The organism is Pseudomonas sp. B16(2017) (assembly GCF_002113205.1).
In the GTDB taxonomy this organism is placed as follows: Bacteria; Pseudomonadota; Gammaproteobacteria; order Pseudomonadales; family Pseudomonadaceae; genus Aquipseudomonas; species Aquipseudomonas pharyngis.
This window is the reverse complement of the sequence record NZ_NEKA01000007.1, coordinates 283,548-303,204: the sequence shown is the minus strand read 5'-3', so window position 1 is coordinate 303,204 and position 19,657 is coordinate 283,548. Positions and strand designations below refer to the sequence as shown.

The 19,657-nt window shown below is 62.8% G+C and carries 14 protein-coding genes and 2 pseudogenes; all 16 read left to right on the top strand.

The features are described 5' to 3' along the window. Positions 1 to 2 precede the first annotated feature (2 nt). A pseudogene (locus CAG25_RS29120) lies at positions 3 to 1,133 on the top strand (cache and HAMP domain-containing protein); the annotation flags it as partial. Positions 1,134 to 1,466: 333 nt separating this feature from the next. After that, positions 1,467 to 1,994: pseudogene (locus CAG25_RS29115) on the top strand (methyl-accepting chemotaxis protein); the annotation flags it as partial. A 164-nt stretch (positions 1,995 to 2,158) separates the two neighbouring features. Further along, positions 2,159 to 2,605, top strand: coding sequence for a DUF411 domain-containing protein (locus tag CAG25_RS14850; RefSeq protein WP_007957572.1), 447 nt, complete (start codon positions 2,159 to 2,161; stop codon positions 2,603 to 2,605). Continuing rightward, entirely contained in the window at positions 2,605 to 3,039 is a 435-nt protein-coding gene (locus CAG25_RS14845; RefSeq protein ID WP_085611705.1) for a YqaA family protein, read from the top strand. Before CAG25_RS14850 ends, CAG25_RS14845 begins: the two co-directional genes overlap by 1 nt. An 85-nt stretch (positions 3,040 to 3,124) precedes the next feature. Continuing rightward, entirely contained in the window at positions 3,125 to 4,150 is a 1,026-nt protein-coding gene (locus CAG25_RS14840) for an alpha/beta fold hydrolase (RefSeq protein WP_085611706.1), read from the top strand. 13 nt (positions 4,151 to 4,163) lie between these two features. Beyond that, positions 4,164 to 5,117: a D-2-hydroxyacid dehydrogenase family protein gene (locus CAG25_RS14835; protein ID WP_085611707.1), complete on the top strand. Its 954-nt coding sequence runs from the start codon at positions 4,164 to 4,166 to the stop codon at positions 5,115 to 5,117. A gap of 529 nt (positions 5,118 to 5,646) precedes the next feature. After that, positions 5,647 to 7,233: a glycogen synthase GlgA gene (glgA, locus tag CAG25_RS14830; protein WP_039768136.1), complete on the top strand. Its 1,587-nt coding sequence runs from the start codon at positions 5,647 to 5,649 to the stop codon at positions 7,231 to 7,233. An 18-nt stretch (positions 7,234 to 7,251) separates the two neighbouring features. After that, entirely contained in the window at positions 7,252 to 9,054 is a 1,803-nt protein-coding gene (gene treZ, locus CAG25_RS14825) for a malto-oligosyltrehalose trehalohydrolase (RefSeq protein ID WP_064596307.1), read from the top strand. Then, a complete protein-coding gene (gene malQ, locus CAG25_RS14820) occupies positions 9,051 to 11,129 on the top strand; it encodes a 4-alpha-glucanotransferase (RefSeq protein ID WP_085611708.1) in 2,079 nt (692 codons plus the stop codon). Before treZ ends, malQ begins: the two co-directional genes overlap by 4 nt. Continuing rightward, a complete protein-coding gene (locus CAG25_RS14815; protein WP_085611709.1) occupies positions 11,126 to 13,903 on the top strand; it encodes a malto-oligosyltrehalose synthase in 2,778 nt (925 codons plus the stop codon). Before malQ ends, CAG25_RS14815 begins: the two co-directional genes overlap by 4 nt. A gap of 29 nt (positions 13,904 to 13,932) precedes the next feature. Further along, positions 13,933 to 14,268: a DUF2934 domain-containing protein gene (locus tag CAG25_RS14810; protein ID WP_085611710.1), complete on the top strand. Its 336-nt coding sequence runs from the start codon at positions 13,933 to 13,935 to the stop codon at positions 14,266 to 14,268. Positions 14,269 to 14,376: 108 nt separating this feature from the next. After that, positions 14,377 to 16,536 carry a glycogen debranching protein GlgX gene (glgX, locus tag CAG25_RS14805; protein WP_085611711.1) on the top strand — a complete coding sequence of 720 codons (2,160 nt, stop codon included), beginning with the start codon at positions 14,377 to 14,379 and terminating at the stop codon, positions 16,534 to 16,536. Between the two features lies 1 nt (position 16,537). Next, positions 16,538 to 17,536 carry an acyl-CoA dehydrogenase family protein gene (locus tag CAG25_RS14800; RefSeq protein WP_085611712.1) on the top strand — a complete coding sequence of 333 codons (999 nt, stop codon included), beginning with the start codon at positions 16,538 to 16,540 and terminating at the stop codon, positions 17,534 to 17,536. Next, the gene (locus tag CAG25_RS14795) at positions 17,533 to 18,291 is read left to right on the top strand and encodes a PIG-L deacetylase family protein (protein WP_085611713.1); all 759 of its coding nucleotides are present in this window, start codon (positions 17,533 to 17,535) and stop codon (positions 18,289 to 18,291) included. Before CAG25_RS14800 ends, CAG25_RS14795 begins: the two co-directional genes overlap by 4 nt. Next, complete coding sequence (locus tag CAG25_RS14790; RefSeq protein WP_085611714.1) at positions 18,288 to 18,887, top strand: class I SAM-dependent methyltransferase; 600 nt, start codon at positions 18,288 to 18,290, stop codon at positions 18,885 to 18,887. Before CAG25_RS14795 ends, CAG25_RS14790 begins: the two co-directional genes overlap by 4 nt. Then, complete coding sequence (locus CAG25_RS14785; protein ID WP_085611715.1) at positions 18,884 to 19,543, top strand: glycosyltransferase family 2 protein; 660 nt, start codon at positions 18,884 to 18,886, stop codon at positions 19,541 to 19,543. The genes CAG25_RS14790 and CAG25_RS14785 overlap by 4 nt, the downstream gene beginning before the upstream one ends. Positions 19,544 to 19,657: the final 114 nt, after the last annotated feature.

Below are 19,657 nucleotides of genomic sequence, written 5' to 3'. Positions count from 1 at the left end.
CCATGCCCGCATTCCGCACCATTCAGGCTCGCTACACGCTGTTTCTGGTTCTGTTCATTCTGTTGTTGTCGGTGCTGACCGTGGTTGGCATCAGCCAGCTGGTTGCGCCCAAGCTGCGCCATACCGAAGAACAGGTGGTGCTCAATCGCATTGCTGAAGTGGCCGAGCAGATCCAGGGCGAACTGAACAAGGTCCAGGCGCAACAGCGCAGCATCACCCAGACCATCCCGCTGCTCGACAGCGCAGCCATCGACACCGTGTTGCCGGGGCTGGTGGATCAATACGGCGAGCTCAAAGTATTCGGCGGCGGCATCTGGCCGTTGCCCGGCCAGCGTGAGGCCGGACGCAACAAGTTCAGTACGTTCTGGCACCGCGACGCCTCCGGCAAACTGGCGGTGAACACCTTCTGGAACAGCGACGCAGCCCCCAACTATTACGACCAGAGCTGGTACAAGGGCGGCATGCAGACCCCGCGCGGCCAATGCGCGTGGGCCGCTGCCTATAAAGATGACGCCAGCGCCGAACCGCGCACCAACTGCGCCATGGCCATCCAGAAAAACGGCAGCGCCTGGGGCGTCTCGACCATCGACGTGACATTGGGCTTCTTCAACGATCTGGTGGCGCGCAAGGAAAAAGACCTCAACGCCGAAATGCTGATCGTCGAGGCTGACGGCAAGATCATCAGCAACAGCTCGCGCATCAGCGGGCCGATCGTGCTGAAGAACATCAGCGAACTGGCCGGTGGCTCGACCTTCGCCAGCCAGGTCAAGGCCGGGCTGCAAAACCGCGATCAGGCGCAGCGCGTCGAATTCGACAATCACGGTGAAGCCAGCACCTTCTTCATGCGCCCGATCGAAGGCACCCCGTGGTTCCTCGCCACCGCGCTGCCGACCAAAATGCTCACCGCCCAGCGTGATGACGTGCTCAGCAGCCTGAGCCTGTTGCAGATTCCGCTGGTGATCCTGCTCGTGCTGCTGCAGGTCTACGCGATCCGCCAACTGGTCTCGCGCATGAAAGCGCTGAAAGCCAACATCGATTCGCTGTCCAGCGGCGATGCCGACCTGACCCGACGCATCACCATACGCGCTGAAGATGAACTCGGCGCCATCGGGCATTCGGTCAACACCTTCATCACCTACCTGCAGAACATGATCGGCGAAGTCACCCAGGCCACCGGCGCCATGGCCTCGAGCCTCGACAACCTGCAACGCACCTCGGCGCACACCAGCCAGATTCTGCTGCGCCACGCCTCGGAAACCGACCAGACGGTTACTGCAATCAATGAAATGAGTTCGACCGCCGAAAGCGTGGCGCAAAATGCTGCCGAAACCGCCGCGTTCACCCAACGCGCCAATGAAAACGCCGACCGCTCGCGCGTGGTGGTTGGCGAAGCGTCAAGCAGCGTGGTGGCGTTGATCGACGAAGTGGCCAGCGCCACCCACAAGGTCGAAAGCATGCAGCAGGACGCCCAGCGCATCACCGAAATCCTCGGCGTGATCGGCGCCATTGCCGGCCAGACCAACCTGCTGGCGCTCAACGCTGCCATCGAAGCGGCCCGCGCTGGTGAACAGGGTCGCGGCTTTGCGGTGGTGGCCGATGAAGTGCGTGCCCTTGCCGCCCGCACCCAGGCCAGCACCTCCGAAATCAACGAGATGTTGAGCCGTCTGACCCAGGGCGTGAGCTCGTCGGTCAGCGCCATGGAAAACACCCAGGCCAGCTGCCAGTCGGCCGCCGATGCCACGGCGCGAGTCAACAGTGGCCTCGACGAGATGGCCGGTTCGGTCAGCCACATCAACAGCCTCAGCACCCAGATCGCCACTGCCGCCGAACAGCAAAGCGCGGTCACCGAGGAGATCAACCGCAGCATGGTGCAGATCCGCCACATGGTTGATGAGCTGGTGGAAAGCGGTCAGGCCAGCGAACTCAACACCCGCCAGTTGCTGGAAGCCAACAGCCGGGTCAGCGCGATCATGGGGCGGTTCAAGGTTCGCTGACCGTTTTGTCATCTTGCGCTCAGTGGCCTGTCAGCTTTGATCTACGATCATGTTGGCAGGCCTGCCTCGTATCACTTGGAAACACTCCGTTGATGCCCGGCAGGAAAAACCGGTCAAAATGCCTTCCTTTTTTGACCGTTTCTCCTCTAAGCCGAGAGCCATTCATGCGAAACCATCTGCGTCTGGCCGCCCTGAGCGCGCTGTTCATCTCCTCCCTGGCGCAAGCCGCCGATCTTATTCCGATCGAAGTCCACCGCGACGCCAACTGCGGCTGCTGCAAAAAGTGGATCAGCCATCTGGAAGCCAATGGCTTCAAGGTCGAAGACCACGTCGAAAGCGACATGAGCAGCTTCAAGCAGCAACACGGCGTACCGCCACGTCTGGCGTCCTGCCACACGGCAATCATCAACGGCAAATTCGTCGAGGGCCATGTTCCGGCGGAACAGGTGCTGGCCCTGAGCAAACGTGACGACCTGCTGGGCGTTGCCGCACCGGGCATGCCAATGGGCTCGCCGGGCATGGAAATGGACGGCATGAGCGACGCGTATCAAGTGATCGGCCTGAAGAAAGACGGTGCCGATGTGGTGGTGGCGGATTACCCGGCCCATTGATGACGGCGGGTTATCTCGGGCTGTTCCTGGCCGCGTTCGGTGCGGCGACGCTGTTGCCGCTGCAATCGGAAGCCGTACTGGTCGGGCTGCTGGTCAGCGAGCGCTATTGGCTTTGGGGGCTGCTGGCCGTGGCGACGCTGGGCAACGTCCTCGGTTCGCTGGTGAACTGGTGGCTGGGGCGCAGGCTGGAACGCTTTCAGGACCGGCGCTGGTTTCCGGTCAGCCCCAGGCATATGGAGCGAGCCCGCGTTCACTATCAGCGTTACGGTCACTGGTCGTTGCTGCTCAGCTGGTTGCCGGTCATCGGCGATCCGCTGACGCTGATCGCCGGGGTCATGCGCGAACCTCTCGGGCGTTTTCTGTTGATCGTCACTCTCGCCAAAGGCGCCCGCTACGGGGTGCTGGCGATGCTCACCCTCGGCTGGCTCGGTTGAACGATCGGGCCCGGGGATTGCCTGTGTTTAACGTCGCCCTAATCCGGCCGTTCCAGCATCGGCCGATTTCTTGTGGAGTTGTCCTATGTCTGTATCGCTGACCCGCTGGCTGCCCGGCCTGCTGCTGACCGCCGCCCTGCCCCTGCTCGCTCATGCCGAAGGCCCGCAATACGGCCCGCAATTGCAGGGTTTCGAGTATCCCTACACCCTCAAGCACTTTGCCTTTCAGTCTCAGGGCAAGTCGCTGCAGATGGGTTACATGGACGTCGCCGCCCACGGCAAGGCCAACGGGCGCACCGTGGTGCTGATGCACGGCAAGAATTTCTGCGGCGCGACCTGGGACAGTTCGATCAAGGCCCTCAGCGAAGCCGGTTACCGGGTGGTCGCCCCGGATCAGATCGGTTTCTGTACCTCCAGCAAACCCGATCACTACCAGTACACCTTCCAGCAACTGGCGGCCAACACCCAACAATTGCTCAAGGCGCTGGGCATCCAGAAGGCCACCCTGCTCGGCCACTCCACCGGCGGCATGCTCGCCACCCGTTACGCGTTGCAATACCCGGATCAAGTCGAGCAACTGGCATTGGTCAACCCGATCGGCCTGGAAGACTGGAAAGCCCTTGGCGTGCCTTACCGCAGCGTCGATCAGTGGTATCAGCGCGAATTGAAAGTCACCGCCCAGGGCATTCGCGACTACGAACGCACGACCTATTACGACGGCCGCTGGAAACCCGAATTCGACCGCTGGGTGGACATGCTCGCCGGCCTGAGCAACGGTCCGGGCAAGACTCAGGTCGCATGGAACTCGGCGCTGATCTACGACATGATCTTCACCCAGCCGGTGTACTACGAGTTCAAGGATTTGAAGATGCCGACCCTGCTGCTGATCGGCACCTCCGACACCACCGCCATCGGCAAGGACATCGCGCCGCCCGAAGTGAAGGCGAAAATCGGTCACTACGAGGTGCTGGGCAAGCAGGTGGCGAAACTGATTCCTCAGTCCACGCTGGTGGAATTCCCCGGCATGGGCCACGCCCCGCAGATGGAAGAGCCGGCGAAGTTCCACGAGGCGCTGCTCGGCTGGCTGGACAAAACCAATCCCGTTCGTTGAAGAGGTAACGCTGATGGCGGTGCAGATTGCGGTGATCGATGACTGGCAGGACGTCGCGCGGGGCGCAGTCGACTGGTCGGTGCTCGACAGTCTCGGCGAAGTCACCTTCGTCCATGAGTACCCGGCGGACAACGCCACGCTGGCCGAACGTCTGGGCCGGTTCGAAGTGATCTGCGTGATGCGCGAACGCACACGCTTCGACGAAGACCTGCTCAAACGCTTGCCGAACCTGAAGCTGCTGGTCACCGGCGGCATGCGTAACGCGGCGCTGGATATGCCGGCCGCGGCCCGCCTCGGGATCAAGGTCTGCGGCACCGACAGCTACAAACACGCAGCGCCGGAACTGACCTGGGCGCTGATCATGGCCGCCACCCGCAATCTGGTGAGCGAAGCCAACGCCCTGCGCGCCGGCCAGTGGCAGCAAGGTCTGGGCGGCGACCTGCACGGCAAGACCCTGGGCATCCTCGGGCTCGGCAGCATCGGCCAGCGGGTGGCGCAGTTCGGTCAGGCATTCGGCATGCGCGTCATCGCCTGGAGCGAAAACCTCACCGCCGAACGCGCCGAACAGGCTGGCGTCACCTATGTCAGCAAGCAGCAATTGTTCGAACAGGCTGACGTGCTGTCGGTGCACCTGGTGCTCAGCGATCGCAGCCGGGGCCTGGTCGATGCCCAGGCGCTGGACTGGATGAAGCCGACCGCCCTGCTGGTCAACACGGCGCGCGGGCCGATTGTCGACGAAGCGGCGCTGATCAAGGCCTTGCAGAAACAGCGTATCGGCGGTGCGGCCCTTGACGTGTTCGATCAGGAACCGCTGCCGGCACTGCACCCGTTTCGCACCCTCGACAATGTGCTGGCCACGCCTCATGTCGGCTACGTCAGCCGCCAGAACTATGAGTTGTTCTTTTCGCAGATGATCGAAGACATTCGAGGGTGGTCAGCCGGGGAATCTATCCGCCTGCTTAACTGAGTCCCCTCGCCTTCGCGGGCAATCCCTGCCCGCGAAGCAGCACCCACTGTCTGCCCGCCAACACAGCTGTCCGCACCGCAACAGTGCGCCCGCACTTTCCCAGCGCCCGAAATCGTGACTGGCCGGTCACCACTTTGCGTCACCGAACCCGCCAGACATGCACTTCGTCGGGGCGCACCCCCTCCCGAAGCCACGGATTTCGTGAGCCTGCAACAGATTGTCGAACAATTCATCCAATTGCCCTGGCCCGCTCTAGGATCTGGCCTAGACTGGTTTTCGCGGGGTAAAACCGGCCGGTCACAAAGTCAAAAATTCGTCGAAACTTTTGCAGATCGCGGCGGGTCATCTGATAGGCAGGGCCAAAGCGACTGGTTCAAGTCTTGCAATGGCCCCCTCACCCATTCTGCTTGCACGTGTTGGGTAGCGTTTTGCTCACTCATGCGTGGCGTGTTTGCGCCCGGCCACAGGACCTGGCCATGGACATCGCATGTTCAAGACAAGAATCAGATCAAAAAGACGGGAGATTCATATGATCAGTGCGGCATTGGAAATTCAGGGAGAACGGGCTCATCAGCCGATGGGTGAATCGAGCACTTTAAGCGTTCCCGGCAGCCGATCGATCAGCGTCCCGATCACCAAGACACTGACGCCGATAGCCAGTCAGAACCCCAACAAGAAAAAAGTGTTGTTCGTGACCTCGGAAATCGCCGATCTGGTGAAAACCGGCGGTCTGGGAGACGTTTCTGCCGCCCTGCCCCGCGCGATGGCACATCTGCATGACGTGCGGGTATTGATCCCGGGTTACCCGCAGGTCATGAACAGCGAAAATCCGATCCACATCATCGGCGAACTGGGTGGCCACGCTGCACTGCCACCCTGCAAGATCGGGCGCATGGACATGCCCGACGGTCTGGTCATTTATGTCTTGATCTGCCCTGAACTCTACGCCCGTGACGGTGGCCCGTATGGCGCCAACAATGGTCGCGACTGGCCGGACAACCACATTCGCTTCGCTCGTCTGGGTCTGGCCGCAGCCGATATCGCCGCCAACCTCGCGCAAATCCACTGGTGCCCGGATCTGGTGCACGCCCACGACTGGCCGGCCGGTCTCGCGCCTGCCTATATGCACTGGCGCGGGCAACGCACGCCGACCCTGTTCACCATTCACAACCTCGCTTATCAAGGCGTGACCAGCCTGGGCTCATGCCCCGAACTCGGGATTCCCGCCCATGCCCTGCAACAGGAAGGCATGGAGTTCTACGGCAAAATGTCGTTCCTCAAGGCCGGCATGGCCTATTCGAGCCATATCACCACGGTCAGCGCTACCTACGCGCAGGAAATCACCACACCGGATTTCGGCTGCGGTCTCGACGGTTTTCTCGCTGCCAAGACCCAGCAAGGTTTGCTCAGCGGCATCCCCAACGGCATCGATGAAAGCTGGGACGCCGCCACCGACCCGCACCTGTTCGCACCGTTCGCCATCGGCGACTGGGAAGGCAAAGCGGTCAATGCCGCCCACGTTCGCGAACTGTTCGGCCTGGAACAATCGGAAGGTCCGCTGTTTGCCGTGGTCTCGCGGCTGGTCTATCAAAAAGGCCTCGACCTGACCGAGGCGGTGTCGGAATACATCGTGCAGAACGGTGGCCAGATCGCAATCATCGGTCGTGGCGAGCCGGAAGAAGAACAAGCCATGCGCGAACTGGCGCTGCGCTTCCCCGGCCAGATCGGCGTGCGCATCGGCTTCAACGAAACCGACGCCCGGCGGATGTTCGCCGGCAGCGATTTCCTGCTGATGCCGTCGCGTTATGAACCGTGCGGTCTGAGCCAGATGTACGCCCAGCGTTTCGGCTCGTTGCCGGTCGCGCGCAACACCGGCGGGCTGGCCGACACCATCGAAAACGGTGTTACCGGTTTCCTGTTCAACGAATCGACCGCCGACAGCTACCGCGAAGCCCTGAGCCGCGCGTTCAAGGTATTTGCCTTTCCCGAACTGCTCAACGCCATGCGCTGCCGGGCAATGGCCGCGCCATTCAACTGGTGCAAGGCGGTCGAACCCTACGCCGAACTCTACGAACAACTGGTGGCCAAGTCGCTGGGAAAAACGCACCACAAATAACCAGGGAGCTTTACAACAATGCCGTCACGGACACCTGAAAGCTGGCCCCACGGCGCGATCATGCTGGATGCCGACCACACACAATTTGCGCTGTGGGCGCCGGATGCGTTTTACGTCAGCGTCGAGCTGGGCAACGGCCAGTCGCTGCCCATGCTGCCCCAGGGCGATGGCTGGTTTGTCATCAAGACCCGCTGCCCTGCCGGCAGCCGCTACCGCTTCAACATCGACGGCGAACTGGAGGTGCCCGACCCGGCCTCCAGGGCGCAGGACGGTGATATCGACCGTCACAGCGTGGTGGTCGATCCCCACGCCTATCCATGGCAACACGTAACGTGGCGAGGTCGGCCGTGGAATGAAGCGGTGATCTACGAGTTGCATGTGGGTGCGCTAGGCGGATTCGATGAGGTCGAAAAGGATCTGGCCCGACTGGCCGCCCTGGGCATCACCGCTATCGAACTGATGCCGATCGCACAATTCCCCGGCTATCGCAACTGGGGGTATGACGGCGTACTGCATTTTGCGCCACAAGCCTCCTATGGCACTCCGGAACAACTCAAGCATCTGATCGACAGCGCCCATGGCCACGGTCTGGCGGTGATTCTCGACGTGGTCTACAACCATTTCGGTCCGGACGGCAACTACCTGCATCGCTACGCCAAGGGCTTTTTCCGCGAAGACAAACACACCCCGTGGGGCGCGGCCATCGACTTTCGCCGTCGTGAGGTGCGGGACTTCTTCGTCGAAAACGCACTGATGTGGCTGCTGGAATACCGTTTCGACGGTTTGCGCCTGGATGCCGTCCATGCAATAGAAAGTCAGGACTTCCTGCCCGAACTGGCGCAGCGTGTCCGCCAGCAGGTCGACCCTGCCCGTCATGTATGGTTGACCGTCGAGAACGAACTCAACCAATCGAGCCTGCTGGAAGAAAATTACGACGCCCAATGGAATGACGACGGCCATAACGCTTTGCATGTGTTGTTGACGGGCGAAACCGATGCCTACTACGCCGACTACGCTCTGCAACCGACCGAACAACTGGCCCGCTGCCTGAGCCAGGGTTTCGTGTTTCAGGGGCATATCACCCGCCACGGCGAACCACGCGGCGAACCGAGCGAGCATCTGCCGTCCACTGCCTTCGTACTGTTTCTGCAAAACCATGACCAGATCGGCAACCGTGCCTTCGGCGAGCGCCTGCATCAGTTGGCCGATCCGCGCGCGCTCGAGGCGGCGACGGTGCTGCTGTTGCTGTCGCCGATGATTCCGCTGATGTTCATGGGCGATGAATATGCCGCCGAGCAACCGTTTCTGTTCTTCACCAGCCACCACGGCGAACTGGCGAAACAGGTACGAGAAGGCCGTCGCAACGAGTTCGCTGCATTCAGTGCGTTCACCGACCCGCATAAGCGCGAACGGATACCCGACCCCAACGCCGAATCGACCTTCCACGCCTCGCGGCCAACGCGGTCCGGTAATGGCACACCGCGCCAGCAGGCAACGAATGAGCTCTATCGTCACCTGCTGCAATTGCGTCACCGCTACATCATCCCGAACCTGTCCGGCACCCAGGCCCTTGGCGCGCAAATGCTGGGCCGTGGTGCGGTCAGCGCACGCTGGCGTCTGGGCGATGGCAGTGAGTTGCGAATTGACCTGAACCTCAGCGAGACGGCAGTGGTCAACCCTCCACGGACCGGCGCGGTGTGGCTGTTTCAACAGCCCCCCGCTGCCGAGATGTCGGATAAGGGCCTTCTGCCCCCGTATTGCGCGCTCGTCAGCCTCACGGCCGCAACCCCTTTGCCCCCCTTGGATGGAGAGCGCCTATGAGCGATGCGCAACTGGAAATTCTCGCCAGCCGAGCCGGCCTTGCCGTCGACTGGATCGACGCCAACGGGCGAGCCCAAAAAGTCGCCCCGGCCGTGCTTCGCAATGTGCTGATCGGTCTCGGCCACCCGGCCAGCACTGCCCAGGAAATCGACGCCAGCCTGCTTGAACTGCAACAGGTACAGGAAAATCGCCAACTGCCGCCACTGCTTACTGCCGATCTCGGCAAGGGCCTGGATCTGGCCCGCTATTTCGAACCAGAAACCCCTTGTGAGGTTCACCTTGAAGATGGCTCGCGCTTGAGCCTGCGGCTTGATGCGGAGTCGATACTGCCCGGAGAGATTCCGGTCGGCTATCAGCAAGTGCACATCGCCGATCAGCAATTCACCCTGGCCGTGGCGCCGGAACGCTGCTTCAGCGTGGGTGACGCGGTGGACAGTCCGATCCCGCGCGCTTGGGGCCTGAGCGTGCAGCTTTATGGTTTGCGTCGCCCTGGCGATGGCGGTTTCGGCGATACCCAGGCCCTGGAAGAACTGGCCCGGGTGGCCGGCGAACGGGGTGCCGATGCACTGGCGATCAGCCCATTGCACGCGATGTTCAGCGCCGACACCGGGCGCTACAGCCCTTACTCGCCGTCCAGTCGGCTGTTTCTCAATCCGCTGTATGCCGCACCGGGGACCATCCTCGGCGAGCGCGCGCTGCGTGATGCGATTGACGCCGCCGGCCTGACCGACCAGTTCAAGCAACTGGAAGACCTGAAACTGGTCGACTGGCCGAAAGCGGCCGAGGCCAAACTGAAACTGCTGCAAGCCTTGTACGACGGCTTCATCAGCGGCGAACACCCGTTGCACGCCGACTTCTCCAGTTTCCGCGATGCCGGCGGTGAAGCGCTGGAAAACCACTGCCGCTTCGAAGCCATCCAGGAAATGCGCGCCGCCCGTGGCGAGAGCCTCGACTGGCGCGAATGGCCAGAACACTGGCACGACCCGCGCGGCGCAGCGCTCGGCGCATTTGCCGAGGAATACGCCGAGCGCATCAGTTACTTCACGTTCTGCCAATGGTTGATTCACCGCTGCCTGGAACGTGCCCAGACCGCCGCTCGCAGCGCCGGCATGGGCATCGGCCTGATTGCTGACCTGGCGGTGGGTGCCGACGGCGCCGGCAGCCAGGCCTGGAGTTTTCAGGACGAACTGCTCGCCTCGCTGACCGTCGGTGCGCCTCCGGACATTCTCAATCGCTCCGGACAGGGCTGGGGTATTTCCGCGTTTTCCCCGGAAGGCCTGGTGCGCAACGGTTTTCGCGCGTTTATCGAGATGCTGCGCGCCAACTTCGCCCACGCCGGCGGGCTGCGCATCGACCACGTCATGGGCCTGCAACGGTTATGGGTCATCCCCAACGGTTCCGCCCCGGCAGACGGTGCGTACCTGTATTACCCGGTGGACGACTTGCTGCGTCTGCTGACCCTCGAATCCCATCGTCATCAAGCGATAGTGCTCGGTGAAGACCTCGGCACCGTACCCGACGGCCTGCGGGAGAAACTGATCGCCCGCGCCATGCTCGGCATGCGCGTGCTGTTGTTCGAACAGGACAACACCCATTTCAAACCGATCCTCGACTGGCCGGACAACGCACTGGCCACTACCAGCACCCACGATCTGCCGACGCTCAATGGCTGGTGGCATGGCCGCGACATCGACTGGAACGCGCGGCTCGGGCTGGTCGATGCCAACGGCGAAATCGATTGGCGCCGTTATCGTGAACGCGAGCGTGAAGGCCTGCGCAGTGCCTTGAGCCAGGACCCGCAGAACTTTCGCGAGGAATCCCACGAGGCCGATCAGGTGGTCGACGCCGCTGTGCGTTTCCTCGGCCACACTCGCGCGCCGCTGGTGCTGTTGCCACTGGAAGATGCGCTGGGGCTCGACGAACAGGCCAACCTGCCCGGCACCATCGACACCCACCCGAACTGGTCGCGCCGCTTGCCGGCCACCAGTGAGACACTGCTCGACGGTGTAGACGCCGCAAGACGCCTGGAACTATTGGCGTGTGCCCGCCTTCAAGCAGCCGAGCGTGACCAATGAGTGCATTGCCTATCCCGACACTGCGCGCCACGGTTCGCCTGCAATTTCATCGCGGTTTCACCCTTGATCAGGCGGTGCCGCTGGTGCCGTATTTCTCCCGACTCGGCATCAGCCACATTTATGCCTCGCCGTTGCTCGCCGCCCGTGCGGGCTCCATGCATGGCTACGACGTGGTCGACCCGACCCGGGTCAATCCGGAACTTGGCGGCGAGCCAGCCTTGCGTCGTCTGGTCGCCAGCCTGCGCGAGCACGGTATGGGGCTGATCCTCGACATCGTCTCCAATCACATGGCAGTCGGTGGCGGGGACAACCCGTGGTGGCTCGATCTGCTGGAATGGGGACGGCTCAGCCCCTACGGCGAGTTCTTCGACATTCAGTGGCACTCGCCCGACCCATTGATGGAAGGCCAGTTGCTGTTGCCGTTTCTCGGCAGTGACTATGGCGTCGCGTTGCAGGACGCGACTCTGCCGCTGGTGTTCAACGCCGAAAGTGGCACCTTCCATGTCGAGCATTACGAGCATCACTTCCCCATCTGCCCCGGCGACTACGGCGAACTGCTCAGGTCCGCTGACACACCGAACGAAGCCCTCAGGGCCCTCGCTGAACGTTTCAGCGCGCTCAGTTATCAGACCGACGCTCGCGCGCTGGCGATTCCGCTCAAGGAAGAACTTCAGCAACTGGCCAGCGACCCGCAGATTCTGCAGGCCATTGAGCGCAACCTGACGCACTACGATTCGAAGACCGAAGACGGTTTTCAGCGCCTGCACCAATTGCTGGAGCGGCAAAGCTATCGTCTGGCGAGCTGGCGCACGGCGGCGGACGACATCAACTGGCGGCGCTTCTTCGACATCAACGAACTCGGCGGTTTGCGAGTCGAGCGTCCGGCAGTGTTCGAGGCCACCCACGGCAAGATTTTCCAGTTGATCGGCGAGGGCTTGATCGACGGCCTGCGCATCGACCACATCGACGGCCTCGCCGACCCACGCGGTTACTGCCGCAAGCTGCGCCGCCGCCTCGATCACCTGGCGCCGGGCCGGCACTTGCCGATCTACGTCGAGAAGATTCTCGGCGACGGCGAAACCCTGCCCACCGACTGGGCCGTGGACGGCAGCACCGGTTACGAATTCATGAACCAGCTGTCGCTGCTGCAACACGACCCGGACGGCGAACACGTGCTCGGTGACTTGTGGCAACGCCGCACCGAGCGCCCCGCCGCGTTCATCGAAGAAGCCCAACTGGCGCGCCAGCAGATCCTCAACGGTTCGCTGGCCAGCGATTGCGAAAGCGTCGCCCACGCCCTGCTGCAAGTGGCGCGCGACGACCTGATGACACGCGACCTTACGCTCGGCTCGATCCGCCGGGTGCTGCAGGCGCTGATCGTGCACTTCCCGGTCTATCGCACCTACATCACCCCGATGGGCCGCTCGGCCCGGGACGAGGTGTTTTTCCAGCAGGCCATGGACGGTGCACGGCAGACATTGAGCGAAGCCGATTGGCCAGTGCTGGATTCCGTAGCCGGTTGGCTCGGTGGCCAGCCATGGCGGCGCAAACCCCGTGGGCGCTCGCGCAAAATCCTGCGCCATGCCTGCGTGCGCTTTCAACAGCTCACTTCGCCGGCCGCCGCCAAAGCGGTGGAAGACACCGCGCTGTATCGTTCGGCGGTGCTGCTTTCGCGCAATGACGTCGGCTACAACACCGAGCAGTTCAGTGCGCCGGTCAGCGACTTTCACGCGGTGAACCTGCAACGTCTGGAGAGCTTTCCCGACAATCTGTTGGCCACCGCCACCCACGACCACAAACGCGGGGAAGACACCCGCGCGCGGCTGGCCGTGCTCAGCGAGCGCAGCCATTGGTACGCCGAACAGATCGAGCTGTGGCGCGCCCTCGCCCGACCGCTGCGCCATGACGATCAGCTGCCGTCGTCTGCGGACGAACTGATCCTTTATCAGGCGCTGCTCGGCAGTTGGCCGCTGGAGTTGCGTGACGACGATCAGGCGGGCTTCGCCGATTACGCCAAACGTGTCTGGCAGTGGCAGCAGAAAGCCCTGCGCGAAGCCAAGCTGCAAAGCAGCTGGAGCGCGCCGAACGAAGCCTACGAAAACGCAGCCCAGGCGTTCACCGAACAATTACTGCTGGCTCCTGAAGGCGAACTGCTGCGCGCAGCGCTGGCCAAGACCCTCAACAGCATCGCCGCCGCCGGCGCCCTCAACGGTCTGGCGCAAACCTTGCTGCGCATGACGGTGCCGGGAGTGCCGGACTTGTATCAAGGCAACGAGTTCTGGGACTTCAGCATGGTCGACCCGGACAACCGCCGGCCAGTGGACTACGCCGCCAGGCAGCAGGCGCTGGAGGCACCCGGGCCGGTTCAGGAGCTGTTGGCGAGCTGGCGCGACGGGCGAATCAAGCAAGCATTGATCGCCGAGGTGCTGCGTCTGCGCGCCGACCACACCGAGTTGTTTCGCCAGGGTTCGTACCAGGCCCTCGAGGTGCTGGGCAGCCAGGCGCACAACGTGCTCGCGTTTGCCCGCGAGCATGGGGAGCGACGGATCATCGTGATCGTGCCAATCCGTTGCTCAACCTTGCTGGAAAACAGTGCTGTGCCGATGGTTGACGCGCTGCGCTGGGGCGATACGCGGGTGGTTTTACCGTTCGACACCTCTGACGAAAATCCGAAGGGACTTTTTTCGAGCACCGCAGTCACAAAAAACAGGGAGCTGCAGGTCAGCGCCGCGCTGGGGGATTTCCCGGTCAATCTGCTTATCCAACACGTCTAGCAGCATGAGTTCAGTTCAGGAGCATTGCGATGAGTACCGACGATAAACGCATCCGCGAATTCGCCTATCAGATCTGGGAATCCGAAGGTAAACCCGAGGGCCAGGACGCCCGCCACTGGGAGATGGCGCGCAAACTGGCCGAAGCCGAGGCATTGGCGCCGAAAAAATCGCCAAAAGCCGCCGGCAGTAAAACCGCCGGCAAGACCGCCACCAGCAAAGCGCTCGACGGCAAAGGGACAGCTGCCAAACCCAAGACAGCCACCACGACGAAGGCCAAGCCCGCCGGTGCTGCCAAAGTGATTCCTCCGGGCGAAAAAGCCACCGAGAAAAAGCCCCGCGCGCCGCGCAAGCCGCCTGCGGTCTGACGCCCCCCGAACCATTGATTTGAATAACCGTGTGGCGGGTTCGCTCGCCACCGAGGGCTCGCTCGTCCTCGAAAAACACCTACCCCCCGATTTTTTGCAGGAGCACCTATGACCCGTCCAAAGAAAGCCGAGCCCGCCGCGCACGCCGAACCCTCGCGCATCCGTGAAGGCCTGCCCTTCCCGCTCGGCGCGACCTGGGATGGTCTGGGGGTGAACTTCGCGCTGTTCTCCGCCAACGCCACCCGGGTCGAACTGTGCATTTTCGACGACGCCGGCGAAGTTGAGCTCGAGCGCATCGAGCTGCCGGAATACACCGACGAGATCTACCACGGCTATCTGCCCGATGCACATCCGGGCCTGATCTACGGCTACCGGGTCTACGGACCCTACGACCCGGCCAACGGCCACCGCTTCAACCACAACAAGTTGCTGATCGACCCCTATGCCAAGCAATTGGTGGGCGAATTGAAATGGTCCGAAGCACTGTTCGGCTACACCATCGGCCACCCGGACGCCGACCTCAGTTTCGACGAGCGCGACAGCGCGCCCTTCGTCCCCAAGTGCAAGGTCATCGACCCGGCGCACACCTGGGGCCACGACCATCGCGTCAGCGTGCCGTGGGACAAGACCATCATTTACGAGACCCACGTGCGCGGCATCAGCATGCGCCACCCTTCGGTGCCGGAGAATGTGCGCGGCACGTTTGCCGGGTTGATGGTCGACGATGTGCTGGAGCACATCCGCAAACTCGGGGTGTCGACCGTCGAACTGTTGCCGATCCATGCCTTCGTCAATGACCAGCACTTGCTGCACAAGGGCATGACCAATTACTGGGGTTACAACAGCATCGCGTTCTTCGCCCCGGACCCGCGCTATCTGGCCAGCGGCAAGATTGCCGAATTCAAGGAGATGGTCGCGCACCTGCACGACGCCAATCTCGAAGTGATTCTCGACGTGGTCTACAACCACACCGCCGAAGGCAACGAGCAAGGCCCGACCCTGTCGATGCGCGGGATCGACAACGCCTCGTACTATCGCCTGATGCCGGACGACAAACGCTTCTACATCAACGATTCCGGCACCGGTAATACTCTCGACCTGAGCCACCCGTGCGTGCTGCAAATGGTCACCGACTCGCTGCGCTACTGGGCCAGTGAAATGCATGTCGATGGCTTCCGCTTCGACCTGGCGACCATCCTCGGTCGCTATCACGACGGCTTTGATGAACGGCACAGTTTCCTCGTGGCCTGCCGCCAGGATCCGGTGCTGCGTCAGGTAAAAATGATCGCCGAGCCTTGGGACTGTGGCCCCGGCGGTTATCAGGTCGGCAATTTCCCGCCGGGCTGGGTCGAGTGGAACGACAAGTTCCGCGACACCGTGCGGGCGTTCTGGAAAGGCGACGACGGCCAGCTCGCCGATTTCGCCAGCCGCATGACCGCCTCCGGGGAAATGTTCAACCAGCGCGGTCGCCGGCCTTATTCGTCGGTGAATTTCGTTACCGCCCACGACGGTTTCACTCTCAACGATCTGGTGTCGTACAACGACAAGCACAATGAGGCCAACGACGAAAACAATCAGGATGGCAGCAACAACAACCTGTCCTGGAACCACGGCGTCGAAGGCCCCACCGACGACCCGGAAATCAATGCGCTGCGCCACCGGCAGATGCGCAATTTCTTCGCCACCCTGTTGCTGTCCCAAGGCACGCCGATGCTGGTGGCCGGTGACGAATTCGCTCGTACCCAGGACGGCAACAACAATGCCTACTGCCAGGACAGCGAAATCGGCTGGGTCAACTGGGACCTGAGCGAGGACGGCAAAGCGCTGCTGAAATTCGTCAAACGCCTGATCAAGTTGCGCCTGGCGTATCCGATCCTGCGACGCGGGCGGTTCCTGGTCGGCGAATACAACGAGGACATCGGCGTCAAGGACGTGACCTGGCTCGCGCCGGACGCCACGGAAATGACCACCGAACACTGGCATGACGCGCAGAATCGCTGCATGGGCATGTTGCTTGACGGCCGTGCCCAGGAAACCGGGATCCGCCGCAAGGGTGGCGACGCCACGTTGCTGCTGGTGGTCAACGCCCATCACGACATCGTCAACTTCACCTTGCCGGAAGTGCCTGAAGGCAGTTTCTGGACGTGCATGATCGATACCAACCAGCCATCGATCCGTGGCCAGGAGCGTTTTGAGTTCGGTCATGAGTACTCGGTCACCGGACGCTCGCTGCTGCTGTTTGAACTGCAACGTGATGAAGAGGACTGACATGAACTTGTCCGCCTATCTCTCACGGCACGCGCCGGACTACCGCGACACTGCCGCCCTCGGCCTGTGTCTGCGGCAACTGGTCGAGGCCGGCCTCGATCGCCTGCCGTTACCCGGCAGCGGTCGTACGCTGGAGCGCTGGCAACGGCTGTCCGAGGTCGGTGGGCACGATCTGGGGCTGTGCAAACTCTACGAAGGCCATACCGATGCGTTGGCAATCATCGAACAACTCGGTGGCTCGCCGACGCCCGGCAGCACGTGGGGCATGTGGGCAGCCGAACCACCGCAGGCGCGGGTTCGGGTCAGCCGTTCGGGGCAAATGGTGCGGCTGAATGGACGCAAGGCCTGGTGCTCCGGGGCGGCAGTGCTCAGTCATGCCCTGCTGACGGCGTGGGATGAGGACGATCATCAGCAACTGGTAGCCGTGGCCCTCGACCAACCGGGGGTGACCGTCACCGATCAAGGCTGGCAAGCGGTCGGCATGGCCGCCACCGGCAGCGTCGAGGTGCTGTTCGATGAGGTCGAGGCGCAGGCGATCGGCGATCCTGGCGACTACCTGCAACGTCCGGGTTTCTGGCACGGCGGGATCGGGATCGCCGCGTGCTGGTACGGCGCCGCGAGGGCGATCGGCGAACGCTTGCGCCAAGACTGTGCGCGGCGTGAGGACCCTCACGCACTGGCCAGTCTCGGCGCCGTCGACAGCGCGCTGCACGGCGCCGCACAGGTGCTGCGCGTCAGTGCCCTGGACATCGACAGCAATCCCGGAGCCGACGCCGAGTTGTTGGCCCGGCGTGTGCGTGCCGTGGTCGAGGACGCCGCTGCACAGGTCATGCGCGAGACTGGCCGGGCACTTGGCGCCGGGCCGTTCTGCAAGGACCTGCACTTTGCCCGCCTGGCGGCCGACCTGCCGGTGTATCTGCGCCAGAGCCATGCCGAACGGGATCTGGCAGTACTGGGCCAACTGGCTGCGCAGCAACCGCGCGAGGGTTGGGCCCTATGAAGCGCAATCCGATCATCGGTGAAGGAACCTCCTTGCATGAGTGGCAGGGCTCGCGTCATCTGGCAGCGGTGGAGAGCATCGACATTCTCGACCTGGTTCCGCCGGGGTCGCGGGCCGTGGTGATCGCGCCGCACCCGGATGATGAAGTGCTCGGTTGCGGCGGGCTGTTGCAACAGCTCGCCGCGGCGGGCCGCACCCTGCAACTGATTTCGGTCACCGATGGCAGCGCCAGTCACCCTGGCTCGGAGCGCTGGCCGGTGGAGCGCCTGAGCGTGGTGCGCCCGCAGGAGTCCGCCGAGGCCCTGCGTCGCCTCGGCCTGCCCATGCATCAGGTGCAATGGCTGCGCGGCGGATTCCCCGACACTCAGGTCGCCGCGCGCGAGTCGATGCTGTGTGACTACTTGACCCGCTACTTGCAACCCGACGACGTGATCTTCACCACCTGGCGCGAAGACGGCCACAGCGACCATGAGGCTGTCGGCCGTGCCAGCATCGAGGCGGCGCGCCGTGTGGGTGCAATTTGCCACGAACTGCCGGTCTGGACCTGGCACTGGGCGACGCCGGAAGACGCCATCGTGCCCTGGGAGCGGGCGCGCAAGATTCTGCTGAACCCGGCGCAGGTCGCGCGCAAGCGTCACGCAGTGCATGCCTTCGCCAGTCAGTTGGAGGGTGATCCCGACGCGGGACTGCCACCGGTGCTCGCGCCCTATGTCATCGACCGTTTGCTGCAACCGTTCGAGGTGGTCTTTCTATGAGCGTCGAGGATCGTTACTTCGAAGGCCTGTTCGCCGGCAATAACGACCCTTGGGGATTTCGCCAGCGCTGGTACGAGCAGCGTAAACGCCTGGTGACCCTGGCGGCACTGCCCCGCCCGCATTACCGCGCGATCTTCGAACCGGGTTGCGCCAACGGTGAACTGAGTGCCGCGCTGGCCGAACGCTGTGATCGACTGTTGTGCTGCGATACAAGCGCCGCCGCGGTGAATCTGGCGCGTACCCGGCTGAGCCTGTTCGACCACGCCGAGGTGCGGCAGGGTCGCCTTCCTGTTGACTGGCCTGAGGAAAAATTCGACCTGATCGTATTCAGCGAAATCGGCTACTACCTTGATCGACAGGATCTGACAGAGGTCATCCGTCGCATCAGCGATTCGTTGACGGCAGACGGTCAATTGCTGGCCTGTCACTGGCGCCCGCCCATCGATGGCTGCCCGCTCAATGCTCGCCAGGTCCATGACCTGATTCACGAACAGCTGCACATGCCACGACTGGTCCTGCATCAGGAAGCGGATTTCCTGCTGGAAGTCTGGAGCCGCGAACCGCGTTCGGTGGCCGCGCTGGAGGGTTTGCGATGATTGGCATCCTGATCCCGGCACACAACGAAGAAGAGTGGCTCGATGACTGCCTGCACGCCGCACTGCGGGCTGGCGGACATCCCATGCTGGCGGGTGAGCCAGTGGAAATTCTGGTGGTTCTGGACAGTTGCACCGATCGTTCGGCGCACATCGTCAGCCAATACCCGGTGCAAGCTTTGAGCATCGAAGCGCGCAATGTCGGCCAGGCGCGGGCCATCGGTGCGCAGCAATTGCTTGAGCGCGGTGCGCGCTGGATTTCCTGCTCCGACGCCGACAGCCGCGTCGCGGAGGATTGGCTGGTGGCGCAACTGGGGCTGGGCACCGATGCCGTGTGCGGCACGGTGACGGTCGAGCGTTGGCATGACGGGTTCGATGAAGCAGCGCAGATTCGTTATCACGGTCATTACCAGCCCTGTGAGGGTCACCGGCACATCCATGGCGCCAATCTGGGTGTCAGCGCACAAGCCTACGTCCGCGCCGGCGGCTTCGAGCCGTTGTCCTGCGATGAAGACGTGCAGCTGGTGCGTCAGCTCGAACGTTCAGGGGCCAGCATCGCCTGGAGCCATCGGCCGCAGGTCATTACCAGCGCCCGTCTGGACAGCCGCGCACGCGGTGGTTTTGGCGACTATCTGCGACAGTTGGCACAGACTGAATAAAAAAAAGCGGATCAGATTGATCTGTGACGCGACGAACCGCCCGTCTTGAGCAATACTCTGCTGCGCAGCAATCCAGGGTTCGGAGCGCTGCAGGGCTATCCACCAGCCTTCACG

Coding starts and splice junctions, on each gene's coding strand:
- CAG25_RS14850 (WP_007957572.1), top strand. CDS start 2,159: ATGCGAAACCATCTGCGTCTGGCCGCCCTGAGCGCGCTGTTCATCTCC.
- CAG25_RS14845 (WP_085611705.1), top strand. CDS start 2,605: ATGACGGCGGGTTATCTCGGGCTGTTCCTGGCCGCGTTCGGTGCGGCG.
- CAG25_RS14840 (WP_085611706.1), top strand. CDS start 3,125: ATGTCTGTATCGCTGACCCGCTGGCTGCCCGGCCTGCTGCTGACCGCC.
- CAG25_RS14835 (WP_085611707.1), top strand. CDS start 4,164: ATGGCGGTGCAGATTGCGGTGATCGATGACTGGCAGGACGTCGCGCGG.
- glgA (WP_039768136.1), top strand. CDS start 5,647: ATGATCAGTGCGGCATTGGAAATTCAGGGAGAACGGGCTCATCAGCCG.
- treZ (WP_064596307.1), top strand. CDS start 7,252: ATGCCGTCACGGACACCTGAAAGCTGGCCCCACGGCGCGATCATGCTG.
- malQ (WP_085611708.1), top strand. CDS start 9,051: ATGAGCGATGCGCAACTGGAAATTCTCGCCAGCCGAGCCGGCCTTGCC.
- CAG25_RS14815 (WP_085611709.1), top strand. CDS start 11,126: ATGAGTGCATTGCCTATCCCGACACTGCGCGCCACGGTTCGCCTGCAA.
- CAG25_RS14810 (WP_085611710.1), top strand. CDS start 13,933: ATGAGTACCGACGATAAACGCATCCGCGAATTCGCCTATCAGATCTGG.
- glgX (WP_085611711.1), top strand. CDS start 14,377: ATGACCCGTCCAAAGAAAGCCGAGCCCGCCGCGCACGCCGAACCCTCG.
- CAG25_RS14800 (WP_085611712.1), top strand. CDS start 16,538: ATGAACTTGTCCGCCTATCTCTCACGGCACGCGCCGGACTACCGCGAC.
- CAG25_RS14795 (WP_085611713.1), top strand. CDS start 17,533: ATGAAGCGCAATCCGATCATCGGTGAAGGAACCTCCTTGCATGAGTGG.
- CAG25_RS14790 (WP_085611714.1), top strand. CDS start 18,288: ATGAGCGTCGAGGATCGTTACTTCGAAGGCCTGTTCGCCGGCAATAAC.
- CAG25_RS14785 (WP_085611715.1), top strand. CDS start 18,884: ATGATTGGCATCCTGATCCCGGCACACAACGAAGAAGAGTGGCTCGAT.